At 71.9% G+C, this 20,886-nt stretch carries 17 protein-coding genes; 13 read left to right on the plus strand and 4 right to left on the minus strand.

The genetic code is table 11. The annotated features are described in order from the left end of the window. Positions 1-16 precede the first annotated feature (16 nt). The 7 genes from dhbC (at position 17) to JO379_RS27525 (ending at position 9,531) form a co-directional block, all read left to right on the plus strand. Complete coding sequence (gene dhbC / locus JO379_RS27495) at positions 17-1,231, plus strand: isochorismate synthase DhbC (RefSeq protein WP_209518911.1); 1,215 nt, start codon at positions 17-19, stop codon at positions 1,229-1,231. Next, positions 1,228-2,901 (plus strand): (2,3-dihydroxybenzoyl)adenylate synthase, encoded by a 1,674-nt coding sequence (locus tag JO379_RS27500; RefSeq protein WP_209517435.1) that lies wholly within the window; start codon positions 1,228-1,230, stop codon positions 2,899-2,901. Before dhbC ends, JO379_RS27500 begins: the two co-directional genes overlap by 4 nt. Before the next feature lie 66 nt (positions 2,902-2,967). Further along, positions 2,968-3,600, plus strand: coding sequence for an isochorismatase family protein (locus JO379_RS27505; RefSeq protein ID WP_130881484.1), 633 nt, complete (start codon positions 2,968-2,970; stop codon positions 3,598-3,600). Positions 3,601-3,607: 7 nt separating this feature from the next. Then, complete coding sequence (locus JO379_RS27510; RefSeq protein ID WP_130881483.1) at positions 3,608-3,838, plus strand: phosphopantetheine-binding protein; 231 nt, start codon at positions 3,608-3,610, stop codon at positions 3,836-3,838. After that, a complete protein-coding gene (locus JO379_RS27515) occupies positions 3,835-7,902 on the plus strand; it encodes a non-ribosomal peptide synthetase (protein WP_443742806.1) in 4,068 nt (1,355 codons plus the stop codon). The genes JO379_RS27510 and JO379_RS27515 overlap by 4 nt, the downstream gene beginning before the upstream one ends. A gap of 5 nt (positions 7,903-7,907) precedes the next feature. Next, positions 7,908-8,621, plus strand: coding sequence for a 4'-phosphopantetheinyl transferase family protein (locus JO379_RS27520; RefSeq protein ID WP_209517437.1), 714 nt, complete (start codon positions 7,908-7,910; stop codon positions 8,619-8,621). Positions 8,622-8,760: 139 nt separating this feature from the next. Continuing rightward, positions 8,761-9,531: a hypothetical protein gene (locus JO379_RS27525; RefSeq protein ID WP_130881481.1), complete on the plus strand. Its 771-nt coding sequence runs from the start codon at positions 8,761-8,763 to the stop codon at positions 9,529-9,531. Positions 9,532-9,670: 139 nt separating this feature from the next. Here JO379_RS27525 and JO379_RS27530 read toward each other — a convergent pair whose 3' ends face one another. From JO379_RS27530 to JO379_RS27540, 3 genes are read right to left on the minus strand one after another with little or no spacing between them, the layout of a single operon-like run. Beyond that, positions 9,671-10,348, minus strand: coding sequence for an alpha/beta fold hydrolase (locus tag JO379_RS27530; RefSeq protein WP_245381575.1), 678 nt, complete (start codon positions 10,346-10,348; stop codon positions 9,671-9,673). Positions 10,349-10,358: 10 nt separating this feature from the next. After that, entirely contained in the window at positions 10,359-11,558 is a 1,200-nt protein-coding gene (locus JO379_RS27535; protein WP_209517442.1) for an FAD-dependent monooxygenase, read from the minus strand. Positions 11,559-11,560: 2 nt separating this feature from the next. Further along, the gene (locus JO379_RS27540; RefSeq protein ID WP_209517444.1) at positions 11,561-11,923 is read right to left on the minus strand and encodes a YybH family protein; all 363 of its coding nucleotides are present in this window, start codon (positions 11,921-11,923) and stop codon (positions 11,561-11,563) included. Positions 11,924-13,023: 1,100 nt separating this feature from the next. On the opposite strand from JO379_RS27540, the gene JO379_RS27545 reads away from it, so the two are divergent. The 6 genes from JO379_RS27545 to JO379_RS27565 all read left to right on the plus strand — a co-directional run bounded on the left by JO379_RS27545 (position 13,024) and on the right by JO379_RS27565 (position 19,725). Beyond that, positions 13,024-13,314, plus strand: a complete 291-nt coding sequence (locus JO379_RS27545) for a hypothetical protein (protein WP_245381576.1) — start codon at positions 13,024-13,026, stop codon at positions 13,312-13,314. A gap of 188 nt (positions 13,315-13,502) precedes the next feature. Next, positions 13,503-13,733, plus strand: a complete 231-nt coding sequence (locus tag JO379_RS34235; protein WP_372449115.1) for a DUF6083 domain-containing protein — start codon at positions 13,503-13,505, stop codon at positions 13,731-13,733. A 126-nt stretch (positions 13,734-13,859) separates the two neighbouring features. Continuing rightward, positions 13,860-15,419 carry an IS21 family transposase gene (gene istA / locus JO379_RS27550; protein ID WP_209513316.1) on the plus strand — a complete coding sequence of 520 codons (1,560 nt, stop codon included), beginning with the start codon at positions 13,860-13,862 and terminating at the stop codon, positions 15,417-15,419. After that, positions 15,416-16,252 (plus strand): IS21-like element helper ATPase IstB, encoded by an 837-nt coding sequence (gene istB / locus JO379_RS27555; protein WP_245381325.1) that lies wholly within the window; start codon positions 15,416-15,418, stop codon positions 16,250-16,252. Before istA ends, istB begins: the two co-directional genes overlap by 4 nt. 590 nt (positions 16,253-16,842) lie before the next feature. Then, positions 16,843-17,265, plus strand: a complete 423-nt coding sequence (locus tag JO379_RS27560) for a DUF4259 domain-containing protein (protein ID WP_130881475.1) — start codon at positions 16,843-16,845, stop codon at positions 17,263-17,265. Between the two features lie 354 nt (positions 17,266-17,619). Continuing rightward, positions 17,620-19,725 (plus strand): alkyl/aryl-sulfatase, encoded by a 2,106-nt coding sequence (locus tag JO379_RS27565; protein WP_207304051.1) that lies wholly within the window; start codon positions 17,620-17,622, stop codon positions 19,723-19,725. 90 nt (positions 19,726-19,815) lie between these two features. Here JO379_RS27565 and JO379_RS27570 read toward each other — a convergent pair whose 3' ends face one another. Further along, complete coding sequence (locus tag JO379_RS27570; RefSeq protein WP_209518914.1) at positions 19,816-20,880, minus strand: cobalamin-independent methionine synthase II family protein; 1,065 nt, start codon at positions 20,878-20,880, stop codon at positions 19,816-19,818. Positions 20,881-20,886: the final 6 nt, after the last annotated feature.

A 20,886-nucleotide genomic window follows, 5' to 3' on the forward strand; every position in this document is an offset into this window, starting at 1 on the left:
CGGCCGCCTCACCGCAGTGCCGGGAGGCGTCGGTCAGCGGATCGAACGGCCCGAGGACACCGTCGGTGCCGCGACCTCGCTGCTCGACGCCTACGAGCCCGCCCGGGCCCGCTTCTTCGCCTCGCCGACCCGCACGCTCCTCGCCCACGGGACGCGGACCGAAGTACCGCACGGCGGGACCCCCTTGGCGCGGCGCGTCACCGAGACCCTCGACGCCGAGCTGCTCGCGGGCAACCCGGCGCCCATCGTCGTCGGCGCGGTGCCCTTCGACCAGAGCGCCCCCGCCTCCCTCGCCGTGCCGCAGGCCGTCCGCTGGGCGCCGCCGCTGTCCGAGGACCCGCTGATCGCCCTGCCCGCCGCCGCCCCCGCCGCCGCCGACTGGGACATCAGACCGATACCCGAGCCGGACGTCTACGGAGCCGCGGTCGCCGAGGCCGTCCGCCGCATGAGACGCGGCGACTTCAGCAAGGTCGTCCTCGCCCGCACCCTGGAGCTGCGCTCCTCCCGCGAGCTCGACCTCCCCGCCCTCCTCCAGCGCCTCGCCCGCCGCGACCCGGCCGGATACACCTTCGCCCTGCCGACCGGCCCCGGCCGCACCCTCCTCGGCGCCAGCCCCGAGCTGCTCGTCGCCCGGCGCGGCGGCGCCCTGATCGCCAACCCGCTCGCCGGCTCCACCCCGCGCAGCGCCGACCTGGCCGAGGACGTCCGCCGGGCCGCGGCGCTCCTGGAGTCCGAGAAGGACCTGCACGAGCACGCCGTCGTCGTCGACGCGGTCCGTGCGGCGCTCGCCCCGTTCTGCCGCACCCTCGACGTGCCCGAGCGCCCCACGCTCGTGCGGACCGCCGCCATGTGGCACCTGTCCACGACCGTCACCGGCGAGCTGGCCGACACAGCCGTCTCCGTCCTCGAGCTGGCCTGCGCGCTGCACCCCACCCCGGCCGTCTGCGGCACCCCCACCACCACCGCGCGCGACGTCATCACGGAGCTGGAGCCCTTCGACCGGGGCAACTTCACCGGCATGGTCGGCTGGGGCGACGCGAGCGGCGACGGCGAATGGGTCGTCACCATCCGCTGCGCCGAGGCCCGGACCGAGGAGCGCACCCTGCGGCTCTACGCGGGCGCGGGCGTCGTGGCCCAGTCCACGCCGGAGGCCGAGACCGCCGAGACCGGCGCCAAGTTCCGTACGTTCCTCGACGCCGTCGGCGCGGACCACCAGGAGAGCGGCCGATGAGCACCCAGCAGAACCCCACCCCCGACGCCCCGGGCTACCCCGCCGAGTTCGCCGAGCGCTACCGCGCCGCCGGCTGGTGGCGCGGCGAGACGTTCGGGCAGATGCTGCGCGAGCGGGCGCTGAACCACCCCGACCGCGTCGCGATCGTCGACCCCGCGGGCGCGGGCCGGCGCTGGACGTACGGCGAGCTCGACGACCGCGCCGACCGCCTCGCCGCCGGTTTCCTCGCCCGGGGCATCGCGAAGGGCGACCGCGTCGTCGTCCAGCTGCCCAACGTCGCCGAGTTCTTCGAGGTGATCTTCGGCCTCTTCCGCATCGGCGCCCTCCCCGTCTTCGCGCTGCCCGCCCACCGCGAGACCGAGATCCGCTACTTCTGCGAGTTCACCGAGGCGGCCGCCTACGTCATCGCCGACACCAGCGGCGGCTTCGACTACCGCGACCTGGCGACGAAGGTACGGGCCGAGGTGCCCACCCTGCGCCACGTGTTCGTGGTGGGGGAGCCCGGCGAGCACACCGCGCTCGCCGACCTGGAAAGCCTGGAAAGCCCGGAAAGCGACGCCCGCGAGCCCGGCACCGTCGTCGACGGCCCGGCCCCCGGCGACCTGGCCTTCCTCCAGCTCTCCGGCGGCTCCACCGGCGTCCCCAAGCTCATCCCGCGCACCCACGACGACTACATCTACTCGCTGTGGGGCTCCAACGAGCACTGCGCGGTCGACGAGAACAGCGTCTACCTCTGCGCGCTGCCCGCCGCCCACAACTTCCCCCTCAGCTCGCCCGGCACCCTCGGCGCGCTCTACGCCGGCGCCCGCGTGGTCCTCGCCCCGCAGCCCAGCCCGGACGTCGCCTTCCCGCTCATCGAGCGCGAGGGCGTGACCATCACCGGTCTCGTGCCGCCGCTCGCCCTGGTGTGGACCGAGGCCGCGTCGAGCAGCCCGCACGACCTCGGCAGCCTGGAGGTGCTGCTGGTCGGCGGCGCGAAGTTCAGCGAGGAGGCCGCGCGGCGCGTCAGGCCCGCACTCGGCTGCACCCTCCAGCAGGTCTTCGGCATGGCGGAGGGCCTCGTGAACTACACGCGGCTCGACGACCCCGAGGAGACCATCGTCACCACGCAGGGCCGCCCGATCTCCCCGGACGACGAGATCCGCGTCGTGGACGACGAGGACAACGACCTGCCCGTCGGCGCCACCGGCCACCTGCTCACCCGCGGCCCGTACACCATCCGCGGCTACTGGCGGGCCCCCGAGCACAACGCCAAGTCCTTCACCGCCGATGGCTTCTACCGCACCGGCGACGTCGTCCGGCTGACCGAAACCGGCCACATCGTCGTCGAGGGCCGGGCGAAGGACCAGATCAACCGGGGCGGCGAGAAGGTCGCCGCCGAGGAGATCGAGAACCACATCCTCGCCCACCCCGCCGTGCACGACGTCGCCGTCGTCTCCATGCCCGACGACTACCTGGGCGAGCGCACCTGCGCGTACATCGTGCTGCGCGAGGGCGCCGAGCCGCTCAAGTCGATCGCGGTCAAGAAGTTCGTCCGCGAGCGCGGGCTCGCCGCCTACAAGGTCCCCGACCGGGTGGAGTTCGTCGAGGAGTTCCCGCAGACCGGCATCGGCAAGGTCTCCAAGAAGGACCTCCGCGCGGCCATCGCCGCCCGCCTCGCCACCTCCTGAATCCTTCCGTCACCGCAGCCCGCCACCGCGGCTCACCGCACGCTTTTCGAAAGGCCCCCCACCACCATGGCGCTCCCAGCCATCACCCCCTACGCCATGCCCACCGCGGACGCCCTCCCGGCGAACAAGGTCGACTGGACCGTCGACCCGGACCGCGCCGTGCTGCTCGTGCACGACCTGCAGAACTACTTCCTCGGCGCCTTCACCCCGGACGCCTCCCCGCTCACCGAGCTCCTCGCCAACACCGCCCGGGTCAAGAGCGACTGCGAGCGCCTCGGCGTGCCCGTCGTCTACTCCGCCCAGCCCGGCGGCCAGAGCGCCGAGGAGCGCGGCCTCCAGCAGGACTTCTGGGGCCCCGGCCTGCCGGACGACGAGCGGGCCAAGGCCATCGCCGACGCCGTCGCCCCCACCGGGCGCGACACGGTCCTGACGAAGTGGAAGTACAGCGCCTTCGTCCGCACCGACCTCGCCGAGCGGATGGCGGCCCAGGGCCGCGACCAGCTGATCATCGTCGGCGTCTACGCCCACATCGGCGTCCTGATGAGCGCCTGCGACGCCTGGATGCGCGATATCCAGCCTTTCCTCGTCGCCGACGCCGTCGCGGACTTCTCCGCCGACGACCATGAGATGGCCCTGCGCTACGCCGCCGCCAAGTGCGCCGTCGTGACGACCACCGACCGCCTCTTCGAAAAGGTCTGAACCTCCCATGGCACTCACCCTGGACCGGATCCGCGCCGACGTCGCCGACGTGCTCGGCGAGGACCCCGCGGACATACCCGACGACGAGAACCTCGTCGACTACGGCCTCGACTCCGTGCGCATCATGACCCTCGTCGAGCGCTGGCGCCGCGACCACGGCACCGAGGTCACCTTCGTGGACCTCGCCGAGCAGCCCGCAATCGAGCAGTGGGCACCCCTCCTGGGGGTCCGGGCGTGAGAGCCGCGCGGACCCTCGACCGGCCCGCCACCGGCGCACCGCGCCCGGCGGCGCCGGAGGGGCTGCCCCTGACCGCCGCCCAGTCGGGCATGTGGTTCGCCCAGGCCCTCGACCCCGGCAGCCCGGCGCTCAACACCGCCGAGTGCATCGAGATCCACGGCGAGGTCGACCCCGTCCGCTTCGCCGAGGCCCTGCACCGTACCGTCGGCGAGGCGGACGCCCTGCGGGTCCGTCTGGTGGCGCCCGCCGAAGGCGAGAGCGGCCCCCGCCAACTGCCCGTCGTCATCGAGCCGCCCGGCCACGGCTTCCCGCTGCACACCGCCGACCTGCGCGGCGAGCGCGCCCCCGACGCCACCGCCCGGGCCTGGATGCGCGCCGACCTCGCCGTGCCCTTCGACCTGGCCACCGGCCCGCTGTTCGCGCACGCCCTCTTCCACGTCGGCGACCGGCGCTGGCTGTGGTACCAGCGCGTCCACCACGCCGTCATGGACGGCTACGGCTACTCCCTCATCGCCCGCCGCGTCGCCGAGGTCTACACCGCCCTCGCCGCCGGCACCGCCCCCGGCCCGAGCCCCTTCGGACGGCTCGCCGCGCTGGTCGCCGAGGACGCCGCCTACCGCGACTCGGCCACGCACGAACGCGACCGCGCCCACTGGGAGGACCGGTTCCGCGACCGGCCCGCCGTCCCCACCCTCGCCGGCCGCACCGCCCTGCCCTCCCGCACCTCTCTGCGGCACTCCGCGCACCTCGGCCCCGAGGCCACCGAGCGGCTGCGCGAGCTGGCCGGCTCCGTCCGGGCCACCTGGCCCGACGTCCTGTTCGCCGCCCAGGCGCTCTACCTCGCGCGCGCCACCCGCAGCGAGGACGTCGTCCTCGGACTGCCCATGATGGGCCGCATGGGATCCGTGGCGCTGCGCGTCCCCGGCATGGTCATGAACGTCCTGCCGCTGCGCTTCACCGTCACCCCCGACACCACCTTCGCCGACCTGACCCGCCAGGCCGACCTCGGCATCCGGGACGCCCGCCGCCACCGCCGCTACCGCTACGCGGACATCCGCCGCGACCTCGGACTGCTCGGCGAGGGCCGGGCGCTCGTCGGCCCGCTCGTCAACGTCATGCCGTTCGACTACGGGCTCACCTTCGCTGGCGCCCGGTCCGACGCGTACAACCTCTCCGCCGGGCCCGTCGACGACCTCACCGTCAACATCTACGACCGGGCCGATGGCACCGGGCTCCACATCGACTACGACGCCAACCCGGCCCTCTACGACTCCGCCGAGATCGCCACCCACCAGGAGCGGTTCCTCGACCTGCTGACCCGGATCGCCGACAGCGACCCCCACCAGCCGCTCACCGCACTGTCCCCGGGTACCGAGGAGGAGCGCGAGCGCGTCCTCGTCGAGTTCAACGACACCGCCGTGCCCGTGCCGCCGACCACCCTCATCGGCCCCATCGAGGCCCGCGCCGCCCGCAGGCCCGGCGCGACCGCCCTCGTCGCCGGCGAGGTGACGCTCACCTACGGCGAGCTGAACGCCCGCGCCAACCGGCTCGCCCGCCACCTCGTCGCCCTCGGCGTGCGGCCCGGCGCCCTGGCAGCCGTCGCCGTCCCCCGCTCCGTCGACCTCGTCGTCGCCCTCCTCGCCGTCCTCAAGGCGGGCGGCGCGTATCTGCCGCTGGACCCCGGGTATCCCGCCGAGCGGCTCGCCGACATGCTCGGCGACGCGGCCCCCGTCTGCGTCCTGACCGACACCGCCACCCGGGCCTCGCTGCCCGGCACCGAGCTGCCCGTCCTCACGCTCGACGACCCGGCGCTGCGCGCCGAGCTGGCCGCGCACCTGCCCACCGACCCGGGCCGCCCGCTCACCCCGCAGCACCCCGCGTACGTCATCTACACCTCCGGCTCCACCGGCCGCCCCAAGGGCGTCGTCGTCCCGCACTCCGCGATCGACAACCGGCTGCGCTGGGCGCAGGGCCAGTACGGGCTCACCCCCGACGACCGGGTGCTGCAGAAGACGCCGTCCGGATTCGACGTGTCCGTCTGGGAGTTCTTCTGGCCGCTGCGCGTGGGCGCCACCCTCGTCCTCGCCGAGCCCGGCGCCCACCAGGACCCCGCCGCGCTGGCCCGCACCATCCGCGAACAGGGCGTCACCACGGCCCACTTCGTGCCCTCCATGCTCCGTCTCTTCCTCGACGAGCCGTCCGCCGCGGCCTGCACCGGCCTGCGCCGGGTCCTGTGCAGCGGCGAGGTGCTGCCGCGGCAGGCCGCCGAGGCCTTCCACCGCACGCTCCCCGGCGTCCCGCTGCACAATCTGTACGGGCCCACCGAGGCGGCCGTCGACGTCACCCACCACGCCTGCACACCGGGCGAGGAGGGGCCCGTGCCGATCGGCCGGCCCGTCTGGAACACCCGGCTCTACGTCCTCGACCCCGACCGCCGCCCCTGCCCGCCCGGCATCCCCGGCGAGCTGTACGTGGCGGGCGCCCAGCTCGCCACCGGCTACCTCGGACGCCCGGAGGAGACCGCCGAGCGCTTCGTCCGCGACCCGTTCGCCGAAGCCGCCGGCCGCCCCGGCGAGCGCATGTACCGCACGGGCGACCTGGCCCGCTGGCGGCAGGACGGCGCCCTCGACTACCTCGGCCGCACCGACCAGCAGGTCAAGCTGCGCGGCCTGCGCGTCGAACTCGGCGAGGTCGAGGCGGCCCTGGCCGCCGACCCGCACGTCGCCGCCGCCTGCGCGACGGTCCGCGAGGACCGCCCCGGCGACCGCCGTCTGGTCGCCCATCTGACTCCGGCCTCGGCGGATGCCGCCGCTGAGGCCGGTCCTGCCCCGACGGGGGGACCGGCCCCGCTGGACCCCGACGCCCTGCGGGCGCGGCTCGCCACCCGGCTGCCCGACCACATGGTGCCCAGCGCCCTCGTCGTCATGGACGCCCTGCCGCTCGGCCCCAACGGCAAGCTGGACCGCGCGGCGCTCCCCGCCCCGCCGGCCGCCGCCCGCACCGGCGGCAGGCCGCCGCGAGGCCCCCGCGAGGAGACTCTCGCCCGGCTCTTCGCGGAGGCGCTCGGGCTGCCGCGCGTCGGCGTCGACGACGGGTTCTTCGCCCTCGGCGGCGATTCGCTGCTGGCCGCCCGGCTCGTCGCCCGGATCCGGGCCGCCTTCGGCGTGGACCTCGCCCTCGGCTCGCTGTTCCGGGCGCCCACGCCCGCCTCGCTCGCCGACCTGCTGCACGGCGGGAGCGAGGAGAGCGCGCTCGGCGCCGTGCTGCCCCTGCGCCGCACCGGCGACCGCACCCCGCTGTTCGTCCTGCCCCCGGCGGTCGGCCTCAGCTGGTGCTACACCGGGCTGCTCGAAGGGCTGAGCCCCGACCAGCCGGTGTACGGGCTCCAGGCGCGCGGCCTGAACCCCGGGGAGACGCTGCCCGCCACGATGGAGGAGCTGGCCCGCAACTGGCTGGACCGCGTCCGCGAGATCCAGCCGCACGGCCCCTACCGCCTGCTCGGCTGGTCCGTCGGCGGCGTCGCCGCCCACACCCTCGCCGTACTCCTCCAGGAGGCCGGCGAAAAGGTCGAACTGCTCGCCGTCATGGACGCCTACCCCGCCGACCAGTGGCGCGGGGCACCCGCCCCCGGCGAGGCCGAGGCCCTCGCCGCCCTGCTGAGGATGGCCGTGGACGACGGGCCGGGCGGGCTTGGTGGTCCGGGTGGGCTCGGTGGACCGGAAGGCGGACCGCTCACCCGGGAGCGGGTCACCGCCCGGCTGCGCGCCGAAGGCAGCGCGCTCGCCGCGCTCGACGACGACACGCTCGACGCCGTCCTCGACGTCGTCGTCAACAACGTCACCCTCATGCGCACCCACCGGCACCGTGTCTTCGACGGCGACGTCCTCTTCTTCACCGCCGCCGCACCCCGCGCCGAGCACTGGCTGTCGCGGGACGCGTGGCGCCCCTACGTCACCGGTAGCCTGATCAACCGCGATATCGACTGTCTGCACCCGCAGATGACCCGGCCGGGGCCGATCGCGGAGGTCGCCGAGGCGGTGGCCGGCTATCTGGGGGAGGGCTGAGGTCCGTGGACGACGGTGAGCGGACCGACGGGACGCGCCCCCTGATCCTCGGCCGCGACCCGCTGCCCGGCGCGTGGACCCCGGGCCCGCCGCACCTCTGGCTGCTGAGGATCCCCGACCACGCGCCGCTGCCGCCGGCCACGTACGAGCGGATCCTCGACGCCCGGGAACGGGCCCGCGCCGCCGCCTTCGTACGGGACCTGCACCGGGAGCGCTACGCCGCGGCCCACGTCGGGCTGCGGCGGCTCCTCGGCGCCTACTTGGAGACGGACCCGGCGGCCGTCGAGCTGACACGCGAGCCGTGCCCCGGGTGCGGCGGACCGCACGGCCGGCCGGCCGTCGCCGGGGCACCCCTGCACTTCAACCTCTCCCACGCGGGCGACCTGGCCCTGTTCGCCTTCGCCGGCACCCCGGTCGGCGTGGACGTCGAGGAGCGACAGCCCGCCGTCGTCGCCGAGGTGGTGCCCTCGCTGCACCCCACCGAGACCGCCGAACTGACCGCGCTCCCGGAGGCGGCACGCCACGCCGCCTTCACCCGCTGCTGGACCCGGAAGGAGGCCTACCTCAAGGGCATCGGCACGGGACTCTCCGAGGACCCCTCGGTCACCTACGTCGGCTCCGGCCCGGCCCCGGCGTCCCCCACGGGCTGGTCACTGACCGACATCGCCGTGGACCCCGGCTACGCGGCGGCCCTGGCGGTCGCCGACACCGGCGGGTGAACCGACCGCCCCCGGTGGCGCCTCACCCATAAGGACCGGCCCTGACGCCCTTGTGCCGTGCGGGCCTTGAGACCTGCCGACCGCACGCGTGCCCGTCTCGCGGAGCGGGGGGTGCCCCGAGTTTGTTAGCGTCACCCGAATGAACAAGATCCACATGGTGCGCGTGATGGCAGCGACCGCCTGCGCGGCGGCGCTGATCGGCGTCACCGCCTGCGGCAGCGAGAGCGGCGGCAAGGGCGACGGCAAGAGCGGGCTGGACGCGATGTCCGCCCAGCAGATATCGGACAAGGCGATGCAGGCACTGCGCGATGCGAAGTCCCTGCGTTTCAAGCAGGACGGCTTCACCCAGGGCCAGCCCGTCAAGATGAACCTCATCCTGGACCGCCAGGGCTCCTGCGCCGGCCAGGCCGGCGGCGCGAAGGGCGGCTCCACCGACGTCATCAAGCTCGGCGACAAGGTCTGGATGAAGCCCGACCACGCGACGTGGGAGGAGCAGATCGGCGCCACGAAGGCGGCGACCATCGAGGGCGTCACCAAGGGCCGCTACATCCACGGCCCGACGAGCGACCCGCTGCTGGCCGGGATGGCCAACACCTGCGACCTCACGAAGTTCCAGGCCGCGATCAAGGGCGGCGACGCCTCCGGCGAGGACATGGCCAAGGGCAAGCCGGCCACCGTCGAGGGCAAGAAGGTCATTCCGCTGGAGAGCAAGAGCGGCAAGGGCGAGGCGACGACCGTCTACGTCGCCTCGGAGGGCACGCCCTACCCGGTGAAGATCGTCCAGACCGAGGGCGGCAAGACCACCACGACGCTCATCACCGACTACGACAAGCCCGTACCGACGGCGACGCCTTCCGCGGCCGAGACGATCGACATCGCACAGCTGCGTCAGCAGCTCCAGGGCGCGTGAGCCCACGCCCCGGATCCCGGCTCCCCCTCTGCCGGGAACGGTGACGTTCCCCTGACGCGCTTCGAGGCGGCGCGCTCTCCGGTGGGAGAGCGCGCCGCCTTCGGTGGAGTCCGCCGCCGAACGGCGGCGGGCGTCTGCCTCAAGCCGGTGCCGACTCCAGGAGGATCGTCAGGAGCTCTTCCGGGACGTCCCGCATCAGGTCGTGCTTGCCCGCCAGGGCGTGCGTCGTCCACCGGGGGTCCGTCCGCAGGCGCTCGTACAGTGCGGTGAACGGTGATGGGCCGCCCCACTCCGACTCCGTCGCGTACACGTACGTCCGGCTCCGGAAGCGGTCGAGATCCCCGCTGAGACGGATGCGTTGCAGGGCCGAGGCCAGGGGGTGGGGAGTGGTGCGGCGGTCGAAGAACGGCAGCGGCGGGATCGTGTAGCCGGTCTCGCCGACCGTCCGGTGCCAGTCCGGCTCCGCGGGGATGAGGTCGAAGAGGGAGTCGCCGTCCTGCGGGACGAGCGCGTCGAGGTACACCAGGGAGTCCACGCGCTCCGGCAGCCGGTCACCGACACCGGTGATCACCATGCCGCCGTAACTGTGGCCCACGAGCACCGCGTTCTCGATGTCCTCGGCCTCCAGGACGCCGGCCACGTCCTCGATGTGGGTGTCGAGGTTCACGGTGGAGGCCAGGAGGTGGGCGCGCTCGGCGACACCGGTCAGCGTCAGCGCGTGCACCCGGTGGCCGAGCAGCCGCAGCGGCCCGGTGAGCGTCTCGAAGCTCCAGGCCCCGTGGCACATGCCGGGAACAAGCACGAAGGTGGCGGTCAACTCTGGCTCCTCAGTGGTGACGGTCGTGCTGCGGGCGGCCGTGCTGCGGACGGTCGGCGCCGGTGGCGCGCCGGTAGCGCTCGGTGATCCGGGCGAGTTCGGCGGGGGTACGGGCGCCCGCGCCCGCATGCATCTCGCGGTTGGCGGCGATCACGGCCGCCGTCGCCTCCCGGCGCGTCCTCTCGTACGCGGCCAGGCCCGCCGGGCCGCCGGCGCCGGCGAGCGCGTCGGCCAGGGCACGGGCGTCGACGACCGCCTGCGACGCGCCGTTCGCCCCGACCGGATACATGGGGTGCGCGGCGTCGCCGAGCAGGGTCACCCGGCCCGAACCCCAGGACGGCAGGGGGTCCCGGTCGACCATGGGGTACTCGAGGATCATCGAGCTGTCGGCGATCAGGGCGGGCACGTCGAGCAACCCGAGCTTCCAGTGGCCGATGTGGCGCAGAACGTCCTCCGGGCGGCCCGGGAGGTTCCAGTTGGCATCGCCGGGCAGTGGGCCCGGGTCGGCGACCTGCACCTGGGCCACCCAGTTGACGAGGTCCGGTTTGATCGGGTAGGCGATGAGTTCCAGACCCGCCTCGCTCCCCGCGCCCCGTGCGACGACGCCCGCGCCGCGCGCGATGAGCATCGACTCGCCGCCGAGGAAAGGCCGTCGCTCGGTCACCCCGCGCCACATCCGTACCCCTGACCACGCCAGTGGTCCCTGATCGGGGTGCAGTTGGGCGCGCACGGCCGAGTGCAGCCCGTCCGCCCCGACGAGGAGGTCCGCCGCGGACTCCGTGCCGCCCGCCTGGGCCCGTACGGATTCGGCGTCCTGCGTGAAGCCCGTCAGCCGGGCACCGGTGCGGACGGCGTCCGCACCGAGCCGCTCGCGCACCGCGGACAGCAGCAGCATCTGCAGCCGCCCGCGGTGCACGGCGTACTGCGGCCGGTCATAGCCCCCGGCGAGCCCGCGCTTCTCGGTGAAGAGCGTGGTTCCGGACCGGTCGCAGTAGACGTTCTCCGTGATGGCGACGCCGATACGGGCCAGGTCGTCACCGAGACCGAGGTCGGTGAGCTCCCGCACGGCGTGGGGGAGGAGGTTGATGCCGACGCCCAGAGGGCGGAGTTCGCGGGCGCCCTCGACCAGGGACGACTCGATGCCCGCAGCGTGCAGGGCGAGGGCGGCCGTCAGCCCGCCGATCCCGGCCCCGGCTATGAGGACGCGCATGATCAGCCGGCGATCTCGGGGCGGTCGATGATGCGCAGCCAGGTGCCGTCGGCCTGCTGCCGGGCGACCTGGACGCGCCCGCCGGTACCGTCGGAGGGCCGCGTCGAGGTGACGGCCAGATCGCCGTTGCGCACGGTCGGCAGCGGCTCCTCCACCTCGAAGCGCGGCGCCTGCGCCATCATCTGCCGGTACAGGGCGAGGATCGCCTCCCGGCCGACGGTCTGCGACCCCGGCGGGTAGGCGACGACGGCGTCCTCCTCGTAGAGCTCGGCGAGCCCTTCGGCGTCACCGGCGTTGGCACGCTCCACGAACATCCGGGCCAGGTCCTCGGGCTCGTCGGCGCGAGTACGGGGGGTGGGGCTCATGGCGGATCGGCTCCTTCTTGGTCCTCGACGTGCGGGCCCGGCCTTTGGCGGCCTGCCCTGTCACTCCAGCGTGGCGTCGAAGGATCTAGAAGTCCAAGAGCGGAATGTGCTGGCCGCTAGAAGCAATCGTTATGGCGTCTCGCCGACTCGCCTGAGTCGTCATGGTGGCCGAGGCGGCCAACCCGGTGCGGCGGCGGCCACGTTGCGTCGCCGACGGGAACGCGGTGCGCCAGCCTTTACGGGGCCGTGGGGTCAGTGCTCGCACAGCGGCCGCCGCCTCCGGCAGGGAGCCAGCTGTCGACCTCCCCCGCCGGCCCGGCTGCCATTCGCGGTTACAGCGTGACTTCGACGAGGCGAACAGGACGGACCGCCGGACTTCGGTGAGACCGGTCAAGGCCCGCTGAGACGGGACACGGGTTCCCCATCCCCGAGCGGCTCACGTCCCACACCGCCCTCCCCGCACCGGTGATCGACCCGGTGGCTGATGATCCAGGCCCACAGGTGATCGGCTCGGCGTCAGCACGCCAAATGATCCCCGGGATCCCACCTCGGACCATCTTCCCTTCGTCACCCATGAGTGGTCCTCCCGCCTCTCACCTGCTGAACCTGCCCGTCAACGTCTGAGCCCAGCTCCCCGACCGGTTGAACGTCAACTGAACTCACCACCAGCGGTACTGCCGGCCGCCACCCTGGCGCGATGCGAACCATCGCCGCCATATGCGCGGCCATCCTCGCCCCCCCTCACCGGCTGTACGGAGAACAGACTCACACCCGCGGCCACCGACGCCGCCCCAGCCCACACCCTCAGCCACGCCCAGGTCACCCAGCAGTGCATCGACGCCGTCGCCACCCGAGCCACCGAACAAGCAGGCGACACGCCATTCGAACCCGCACTTCACGCCTGCCTGTCTTTATCAGACAGCGAATACCTCGACGCCTACATGCGCGGCCTCCGCCAACAGAGCCAAGCCGGCCGCGACGAACTCCAACGGCAACTCGACGCAGCCCGCAGCAACGACACCCAGTAACTCGCACCGACCGGAGACCCCATGGTCCAGCCCAGTCCCTACATCACTACCCCGATGCCCGGCCGGCCCCGCATGTACAACACCAAGATCGCCCAAGCGATCTGGACGGCCGTACCCGTCATCACGATCGGCTTCGCCGCAGCCGTCCCCGTCGTCGTCGCCGCCGTCAAAGGCGTCACCAAACCCTGGGTCCCCGCCGCCTACGTCCTCGCTGAAATCATCACCTTCGGCACCGCCTTAACCCTCGATGACGGCGGCAAAACCGAACATCCGCTCGGCGGCTTGCTGATCCTCGCCCTCATGCTCACAGCAGCCACCCACACCGCACTTCTCGACACCCACAAAGCCCCCGGTGCCAAGTAGCCGCGCCCTGCTCTTGTCGGGTCACGAGCAATACGGCAAGGCCGCCAGCCCGGCCACTATCCCTGTACGCCAACGCGGCACCTGACAACCCCCGCGCCCCCCGCCAACCCACCCGCAGCCCGCACCATCGGCACAAACGGCCAGCGAACGCCTGACCGCCGAAGCCACAAACCGGCAACCTGTACTAAATGGGGGGCAACCACACCACGCCAGACGCCGCATGCCCCGACTGCGGCAACGTCCAAGACCACCGACCACTCCGAAGCGGCGGCTGGATCCGCCTCGAACCCGAACCACAACTCCCCACCGCCGCCGTCCCCGAACAGCACCGATGGTTCATCACGGCCGACGGGTATGAGAGCGGACAGCGCAAGATCCTTGTAGGCGGACGGGACGGCCCCCGCTGGGCGGACAGCTGATCTCCCTCTCCGTGGACCCATTCGTGTCGGTTCCGAACAGACGATCCCTCCGGGGGTTGGCTCAGTGCTGCCTGGCATTGAGACCGACCACCCGGAGGGACGTTGAAGAAGTCTGACAGGGAGATCATGGAAATCTTCGAGGCCCTGGACGCCACTGAATGTGCGCATTCCGCGGCTGCGCTGGCGGGGGTCGATCCCAAGACCGTGCGACGTTACGCACGGATGAGGGACACCGGTCGGCCAACCGGTCTCGTCCGCCGGCCGAAGATGATCGACCCGTTCATGCCGAAGATCGAGGAGTGGGTCGACCGATCGCAGGGCAGGGTGCGGGCCGACAAGCTCCACGACCGCCTGGTCCTGCTGGGGTTCACCGGTGATGAGCGCACGACCCGGCGGGCGGTGGCGAAGGCGAAGGAAGCCTGGCGGGCCGGGAACCAGCGGACCTATCGGCCCTGGATCACCGAGCCGGGGCTGTGGTTGCAGTTCGACTGGGGCTGGGGGCCGAAGGTCCCGGGCCCGGGCGGCGGTGAGCCCCGCGTGACGCTGTTGTTCTGCGCGTGGCTGGCCTGGTCGCGGTTCCGGGTGGTGATCCCGACCTGGGACCGGACTCTGCCGACGCTGGTGACCTGCATCGACTCGACCTTGCGGGCGATCGGCGGGGCGCCGACCTATGCGCTGACCGACAACGAGAAGACGGTCACGATCGACCGGGTCGCCGGCATCGCGGTCCGTCATCCCCAAGTCGTCGCGACGGGGCGGCATTACGGGATGCAGGTTCACACGTGTGTCCCCTTCGATCCCGAGTCCAAAGGCGGGTCGGAGGCGACGGTCCGCATCGCGAAGGCGGATCTGGTGCCCACGACGGCGAATCTCCGCAAGGAGTACGACTCGTTCGCCGAGCTCCGCGGCGAGTGCGCGATCTTCTGCCAGACGGTGAACAACCGGACCCACCGCGAGACGGGCAAGGCTCCGTCCTCGATGCTCGACGTCGAGCGGACCAGGCTGCATCCGCTGCCGCCGGCGCCTCACACGCTCGCGCTGGGCGAGTCGAGACAGGTGCTGCGGGACCAGACCGTCCGTTTCGGGTCCGTGCGCTATTCGACGCCGTCCGGGCTGGTCGGCCAGGAAGCCTGGGTGAGGGTCGACGGCGACGAGCTGGTCGTCGTGGCCGACCTGTCGAAGCTGGCTCACCGGCCGGAATGGATGCAGGGCCCGGCCGGCCTGGCGGAAGTCGCCCGGCACGAGATCGCTCTGCCCGGCCGTCCGGTCATCCTCGCCGAGCACTATCCCAACCACCCGCAGGAGATGGACGGTTCACCGAAGCCGCCGCGGCCCCGGCCCGTCGATGCCGCCGAGGAAGCCTTCCTCGCGCTCGGTCCCGGGGCGAAGTCCTGGCTGATCGAGGCCGCTGCGGCGGGGACCACCCGGATGCGGGTGAAGATGGCCGCCGCCGTCGAGCTCGCGGCCCTGGTCAGTGTCGCCGAGGTCGACATGTCGCTGGGGCTTGCCGCGACCGCGGGCCGATTCGCCGAGGACGACCTGCTCTCCATCGTCCAGCATCGCAAGTCCGGCGTCCGTCCCGCCGACCTCGTCGTCGCCGACGAGGCCCACTCCGTTCAGCCCGGCACTTCCGCCTGGGCTGACTTCGGCCGCAACGGCGGCCCGGCAGAAAGGAATCTTCCATGACCGGCATCGCGTTGCTGGACCCGGAAACCGACCAGCCCGTCCCGGCCCCGTCTCCGGTCCCCTCCTCACCGGCCCCGCCGCCGATCCCGGCCGATCTGGAATCCGTCCTGAAGCGGATGCGGTTCCCCTACTTGCGCAAGGCGGCCCCGGACGTGCTGGCCACCGCCCGGTCGCAACGCTGGGACCCGGCCGAAGTGCTGCGGATCCTGCTGGAAGAGGAGATCAAGGGCCGGGAGGCGGCGACCCGCCGCAGCCACCGCAAGCAGGCGAACCTGCCCACCGGCAAGACGTTCAGCTCCTGGCGGGAGGAGGACTCCTCCATCCCCGCTCCGACCCAGCAGGCCCTGATGACGCTGGAATGGGTCGGCCGGTCGGAGAACCTCGCCATCGCCGGCCCGTCGGGCACCGGCAAGAGCCACTTCGCCGAGGCCCTGGCCCACAAGGCCATCGACCGGGGCATGCAAGTCGCCTGGTTCAGCCTCGAATCGCTGACCGCCCACGTCGGCCGGGCCACCGTCGACAACTCCGTCGCGAAGGCGATCGCGAAGATCACCCGGGCCAACCTCATCATCCTGGACGACATCGGGATGCTGCCGTCCGGCCAGGCCGCCGCCGAGGCGTTCTACCGGGTGATCGATGCCGCCTACGAACGCAGGTCCGTGATCGTGACCTCGAACCTGCATCCGTCGGGATTCGACTCGATCATGCCCAAGACGCTCGCCACGGCAGCAGTCGACCGGCTGTTGCATCACGCGCACATCGTCCTGACCGAGGGCAGCAGCCTCCGGCTCACCCAGGCAACCACGGGCAAGGGCGTCAAGCCACTGCACTGAGCCAGTCGAGGGACGAAAAGTCACACCGCACAAGGAGATGAACTGTCCGCCCACAAAGAGGTGCAATGTCCGCTCACCCGGATGACCGCGTGTCCGTGGACAGGGTACGCCGTCGACGGCCACGGAAGCGATCCCAACTGCTACATCGCGCACTACCGGGTCTGCAGTCGTCGGCCACACCCCGAGCACATGCACCCCGTGTTCACGGCCATCTGGCTCCGCAACTGCGCCCGCGACGGAATCCCCTTCGACTGAACAACACCAACGCGCAAGGAAGCGACCGGGTGGCCACCTCGCCGCCTGGTCGCTCATGAGCCTGGAGCGAGTCAGCCCTGGCCGTACCGCGCGATCGCCGCCACCAACTGGGCGCGCACCCCCTCAAGCAGTCGAGGTGCGCCTTCACCTGCCCGGTCACCCCGCCGAGCCCCTCCGGGCCCCAGGGCGTCCAAGCCCTCGCCCTCCCACGACCACACCGGCGCGCACGGCACACGACGCGGGCTTACCGCCGCTTGCGCGGAGGCACGGTGGATCACCTCGTTGTCAGTGGTCGCTGCGACGATCACGTGACGCGACACGAGAGGATCACCGGCATGGGTACCTGGGACATCGGCCCGTTCGAGAACGACATGGCCGCAGACTTCGCCTTCGCCCTGGACGAGGTTGCCGAGACCGGTCGTGAGGCCATGGTCCGCCAGGCTCTGATCACCGCGATCAGTACCCAGGGGTACCTCGACAGCTCCGAGGGAGCGGAGGCCGTGGCCGCAGCCGCGCTCGTCGCAGCTCGTTGCCCCGGAGGCAAGCCGGTCAGCTCCGTCTACGGCCCCAAGGAGCCCATGCCGGCTTTCGCCGACGACCTGCGCGCGTGTGCAGCCGAGGCTCTCGACCGGGTCCTGGCAGCGGATTCCGAGCTGGCTGAACTCTGGGGCGAGAGCGGTGATGACCGGTGGCGACAGAGCGTCATCCGCCTGCGGGAGACAGTTGTGCGGCGGCATGCGGTCACCAGCTCCAGGTAGTGAGCCGGGCCCCCTTGCCGCGCACGGATCCAGAGGGCAGTGAGGCAGAGTCCGGCTGCGGGGCCGACGGTCTCGTGGCGCCGATCGGCGCCGCGGTGGCTGACGGACCCGACGGTCATCGGGCCAAAGCCGCAGAGCCGGACCGAGACGATCGGCATCGCGCAGCTGCGGAGGCGGCTTCCCCCAGCACGCCGGGGGCAGGGGAGGACCGATCAACTGTGGCTTGATCGGTTCCTTGTACATGGATCTGTCGCTTCATAGCGTCGTTGTCGCACCTGTACGGCTATCGCACCGCACACGCCCCACTCGCGGAGCGCGCATCGCGCTGTCCGCATGTCGCAAGGAGGCAGTTGCATGAACGACGCCACGGAGCCCACCGAAATCGTCGAGCCGTCCCCGTCCGTCGTGGACGCGAACCGCGGGATCATCAACACCGTCCCGCCCAACGCGGAGGACTTCCGGGACGCCCAGCGGGGGCTGCTGGCCGTGCCGGGCTCTCCGGCGATCCCGTCCCGTGACGGCAAGAGCTTCGTGTGGAACTTCGCGGGATACGACTTTCTCCTGGAGGGCGACGAGACGCCTCCGCCGTCCGTCAACGCCAGCCTGTGGCGGCAGGGTCAGCTCACCGCCACGGCCGGACTGTTCCAGGTCGTGTCCTCCGGCAGTCGTGTCATCTATCAGGTCCGCGGTTACGACCTGTCCAACATGACGATCGTCCCCGGCGATACCGGCCTCGTCGTCATCGACCCGCTGGCCTCCTACGAGACCGCGCAGCACGCTCTGAAGCTGTACCGCGACACGACCGGGGACAGCCGGCCGATCAGCGCCGTGATCTACACCCACAGCCACGTCGACCACTTCGGCGGCTCGCGGGGGCTGTTCCACGAGACCGGCGACGTGATTCCCGACGGTCTCGCCGTGTACGCGCCCGAGGGGTTCCTCGAGCACGCGATCAGCGAGAACGTCTACGCGGGCCCGGCCATGGCCCGCCGCGCGGAGTACATGTACGCGGCGAACCTGGACAAGGGCCCCCACGGGCAGGTCGGCTCCGGCCTCGGCCTGACGGTCTCGACGGGCGAGGTGACGCTCGTCCCGCCGACCCACTACATCGGCGGACCGCTGATCCAACCCACCCCGCGCGACAAGTGGTCGCCCGCGAGCGTCATCCCCTGGCGGCCGGGCCTGTACCAGCACTCCGTCGACGGCATCCCCATGGTCTTCCAGCTCACCCCGGGCACCGAGTGCCCGGCGGAGATGAACTTCTACTTCCCCGAGCTGCGCACCCTGTGCATGGCGGAGAACTCCACCCACACCCTGCACAACATCCTGAGTCTCCGCGGCGCCCAGGTCCGTGACGCGCACGCCTGGTCGACGTACCTCACCGAGGCGATCCGTACCTTCGGCGAGCACACCGACGTCGAGTTCGCCTCCCATCACTGGCCCCGCTGGGGCCAGGACAGCATCATCGAATTCCTGAGCAACCAGCGGGACATGTACGCCTACCTCAACGACCAGACACTGCGACTCATCGACCAGGGATTCACCGGCATCGAGATAGCCGAGAAGCTCCAGCACCTGCCGCCCGGCCTCGCCGAGCACTGGTACAACAGGGGCTACTACGGGTCGCTCAGCCACAACTTCAAGGCCGTCTACCAGCGCTACATCGGCTGGTTCGACGGCAACCCCGCCCACTTGTGGAATCTCCCGCCGACCCAGGCCGGTGCGAAGTACGTCCAGGCGATGGGTGGCCCGGCCGAGGTCGTCCGCATCGCACAGGAGGCGTACGACGCGGACACTCCGGAGTACCGCTGGGTGGTCGAGCTCCTCAACCACGTCATCTTCGCCTCCGGTGACACCGGCGATGTCTTCGAGGTCCCGGCCGATGTCCTGCGGAGCGCCAAGGAGCTCCAGGCCAAGGCCATGACCCAGCTCGGTTACGGATCCGAGAACGGTACGTGGCGCAACTTCTACCTCACCGGCGCCCAGGAATTGCGTACCGGTCCGCAGAAACCGACCTCCCACGGCGCCTCGGACCTGGTGAGGAGCATGTCGTTGGAGCAGTTCTTCACCGCCATGGCCAAGAGCGTCGACGGCCCCAAGGCCGCGACGGAACAACGATCGCCCATCGTGCTGCGCTGGGTCCTCACGGGCACCGGCCAGGAGTGCACGACGACGCTCCGCAACGGTGTACTGATCTACGTCGAGGGCCAGGACACACTCGCCGGGAAGCCCCAGGCGACCATCAGCCTCACGCGTGCCGCCCTGGACCAACTGGCGCTGTCGGGGATCCAGTTCAAGAAGAACTTCGACGCCGCGGTGACCAAGGGTGACATCCAGGTCGACGACCAGGCGGCCGCCGACACGGTCTTCGGCTATCTGACCTTCCCGGACCCGGTGTTCCCCATCGTCACGCCGCGTCCTGTGGTTTCCGACCAGGAGCCGGGGCCCGTGACGAACTGATCAGTGGGCGTGGACGCCCCGGACCGTGCGTGCCCGGTCCGGGGCGTCCAGGCGAGGTCGGCCGGCTCCAGGCCGCCCTGCCCGACGCGGTCAGACGCCCAACTCGGCGGCAGCCAGAGCCGTGCCCTCGATCCGGGCGCGGATCTTGGCGAAGGCGGTTTCGCGGGACGTGGAGGTGTCGTCGGCGAAGGGTGAGAACCCGCAGTCGTCGCACGTTCCCAGGCGGTCCACGGGCAGATGGCGGGCTGCGGTCAGGACCCGGTCGCGGACCTGCTCGGGGGTCTCGACGTGCGGGTCGATCGGGTCGGTGACTCCGATGAACACCCGGGCCCGGTCGGGCAGATGGTCGGCGAGGACGCCGAGCACCTTGTCCGGTTCCGGCTCGCTGGCCAGCTGGACGTAGAAGGCACCCGCCTTGAGCCGCAGCAGGCCCGGCAGCAGGGCGCCGTAGTCCACGTCGAGACTGTGGGTCGAGTCCTGGTCGCCGCCGGGGCAGGTGTGGACGCCGATCCTGGCCTGCTCGGCGGCGGAGAAGCGCTCCAGGACACGGTTGTTGAGCGTGACGAACTGCTCCAGCAGTCCCCCCGACGGGTCCAGCTTCAGCGCGAGGCGGGCCTCGGTGAAGTCCAGTTGGACGACGTGCGCCCCGGCGTCCAGGCAGCCACGGATGTCGGCCTCGGCTTCGGCGGTCAGATCGTCGAGGAAGGTCTCGCGGGGATAGTCGGCGATGCCGTCCGGCGGGTAGAGCAGGCTGAGCGCCGAGGGGGCGATGACGGCCTGTTTCACCGGGACGGTCGCGTGCTGGAGGGCGGCGCGCAGATAGCGGTCGGCGTGCACGGCGTAGCGCAGCGGCGGTGCCGTCAGGCGGGGCAGTTGCCGCTGGTGTCCGTCGGCGAAGGGGATGACGACGCCGTCGGGCGCCAGATGGTCCAGCCCGGTGAGGGGGTACGTGGCGAAGCTGGGCTTGGACTGTTCGCCGTCGGTCACGACCGGCGAGCCGATCTCCTCCAGACGGCGGACGGTGTCGCGGACCGCGTCGTCCTGGGCGGCGGCGAGTGCCGCGTCGTCGATCCGGCCGTCCGCATGGTCCGCCATGGCCGCGAGCAGCGCGGCGGGCCGGGGAATGCTGCCGATGGGTTCGGTGGGAATGCCCACGAAGGA

It is taken from the genome of Streptomyces syringium (genome assembly GCF_017876625.1).
GTDB lineage: Bacteria > Actinomycetota > Actinomycetes > Streptomycetales > Streptomycetaceae > Streptomyces > Streptomyces syringius.

Excerpts from the sequence above, each read along its gene's own strand:
- JO379_RS27500 (WP_209517435.1), top strand. The coding sequence starts at position 1,228 with ATGAGCACCCAGCAGAACCCCACCCCCGACGCCCCGGGCTACCCCGCC.
- JO379_RS27505 (WP_130881484.1), top strand. The coding sequence starts at position 2,968 with ATGGCGCTCCCAGCCATCACCCCCTACGCCATGCCCACCGCGGACGCC.
- JO379_RS27510 (WP_130881483.1), top strand. The coding sequence starts at position 3,608 with ATGGCACTCACCCTGGACCGGATCCGCGCCGACGTCGCCGACGTGCTC.
- JO379_RS27525 (WP_130881481.1), top strand. The coding sequence starts at position 8,761 with ATGAACAAGATCCACATGGTGCGCGTGATGGCAGCGACCGCCTGCGCG.
- JO379_RS27535 (WP_209517442.1), bottom strand. The coding sequence starts at position 11,558 with ATGCGCGTCCTCATAGCCGGGGCCGGGATCGGCGGGCTGACGGCCGCC.
- JO379_RS27540 (WP_209517444.1), bottom strand. The coding sequence starts at position 11,923 with ATGAGCCCCACCCCCCGTACTCGCGCCGACGAGCCCGAGGACCTGGCC.
- JO379_RS27545 (WP_245381576.1), top strand. The coding sequence starts at position 13,024 with ATGTACAACACCAAGATCGCCCAAGCGATCTGGACGGCCGTACCCGTC.
- JO379_RS34235 (WP_372449115.1), top strand. The coding sequence starts at position 13,503 with ATGGGGGGCAACCACACCACGCCAGACGCCGCATGCCCCGACTGCGGC.
- istA (WP_209513316.1), top strand. The coding sequence starts at position 13,860 with ATGGAAATCTTCGAGGCCCTGGACGCCACTGAATGTGCGCATTCCGCG.
- istB (WP_245381325.1), top strand. The coding sequence starts at position 15,416 with ATGACCGGCATCGCGTTGCTGGACCCGGAAACCGACCAGCCCGTCCCG.
- JO379_RS27560 (WP_130881475.1), top strand. The coding sequence starts at position 16,843 with ATGGGTACCTGGGACATCGGCCCGTTCGAGAACGACATGGCCGCAGAC.
- JO379_RS27565 (WP_207304051.1), top strand. The coding sequence starts at position 17,620 with ATGAACGACGCCACGGAGCCCACCGAAATCGTCGAGCCGTCCCCGTCC.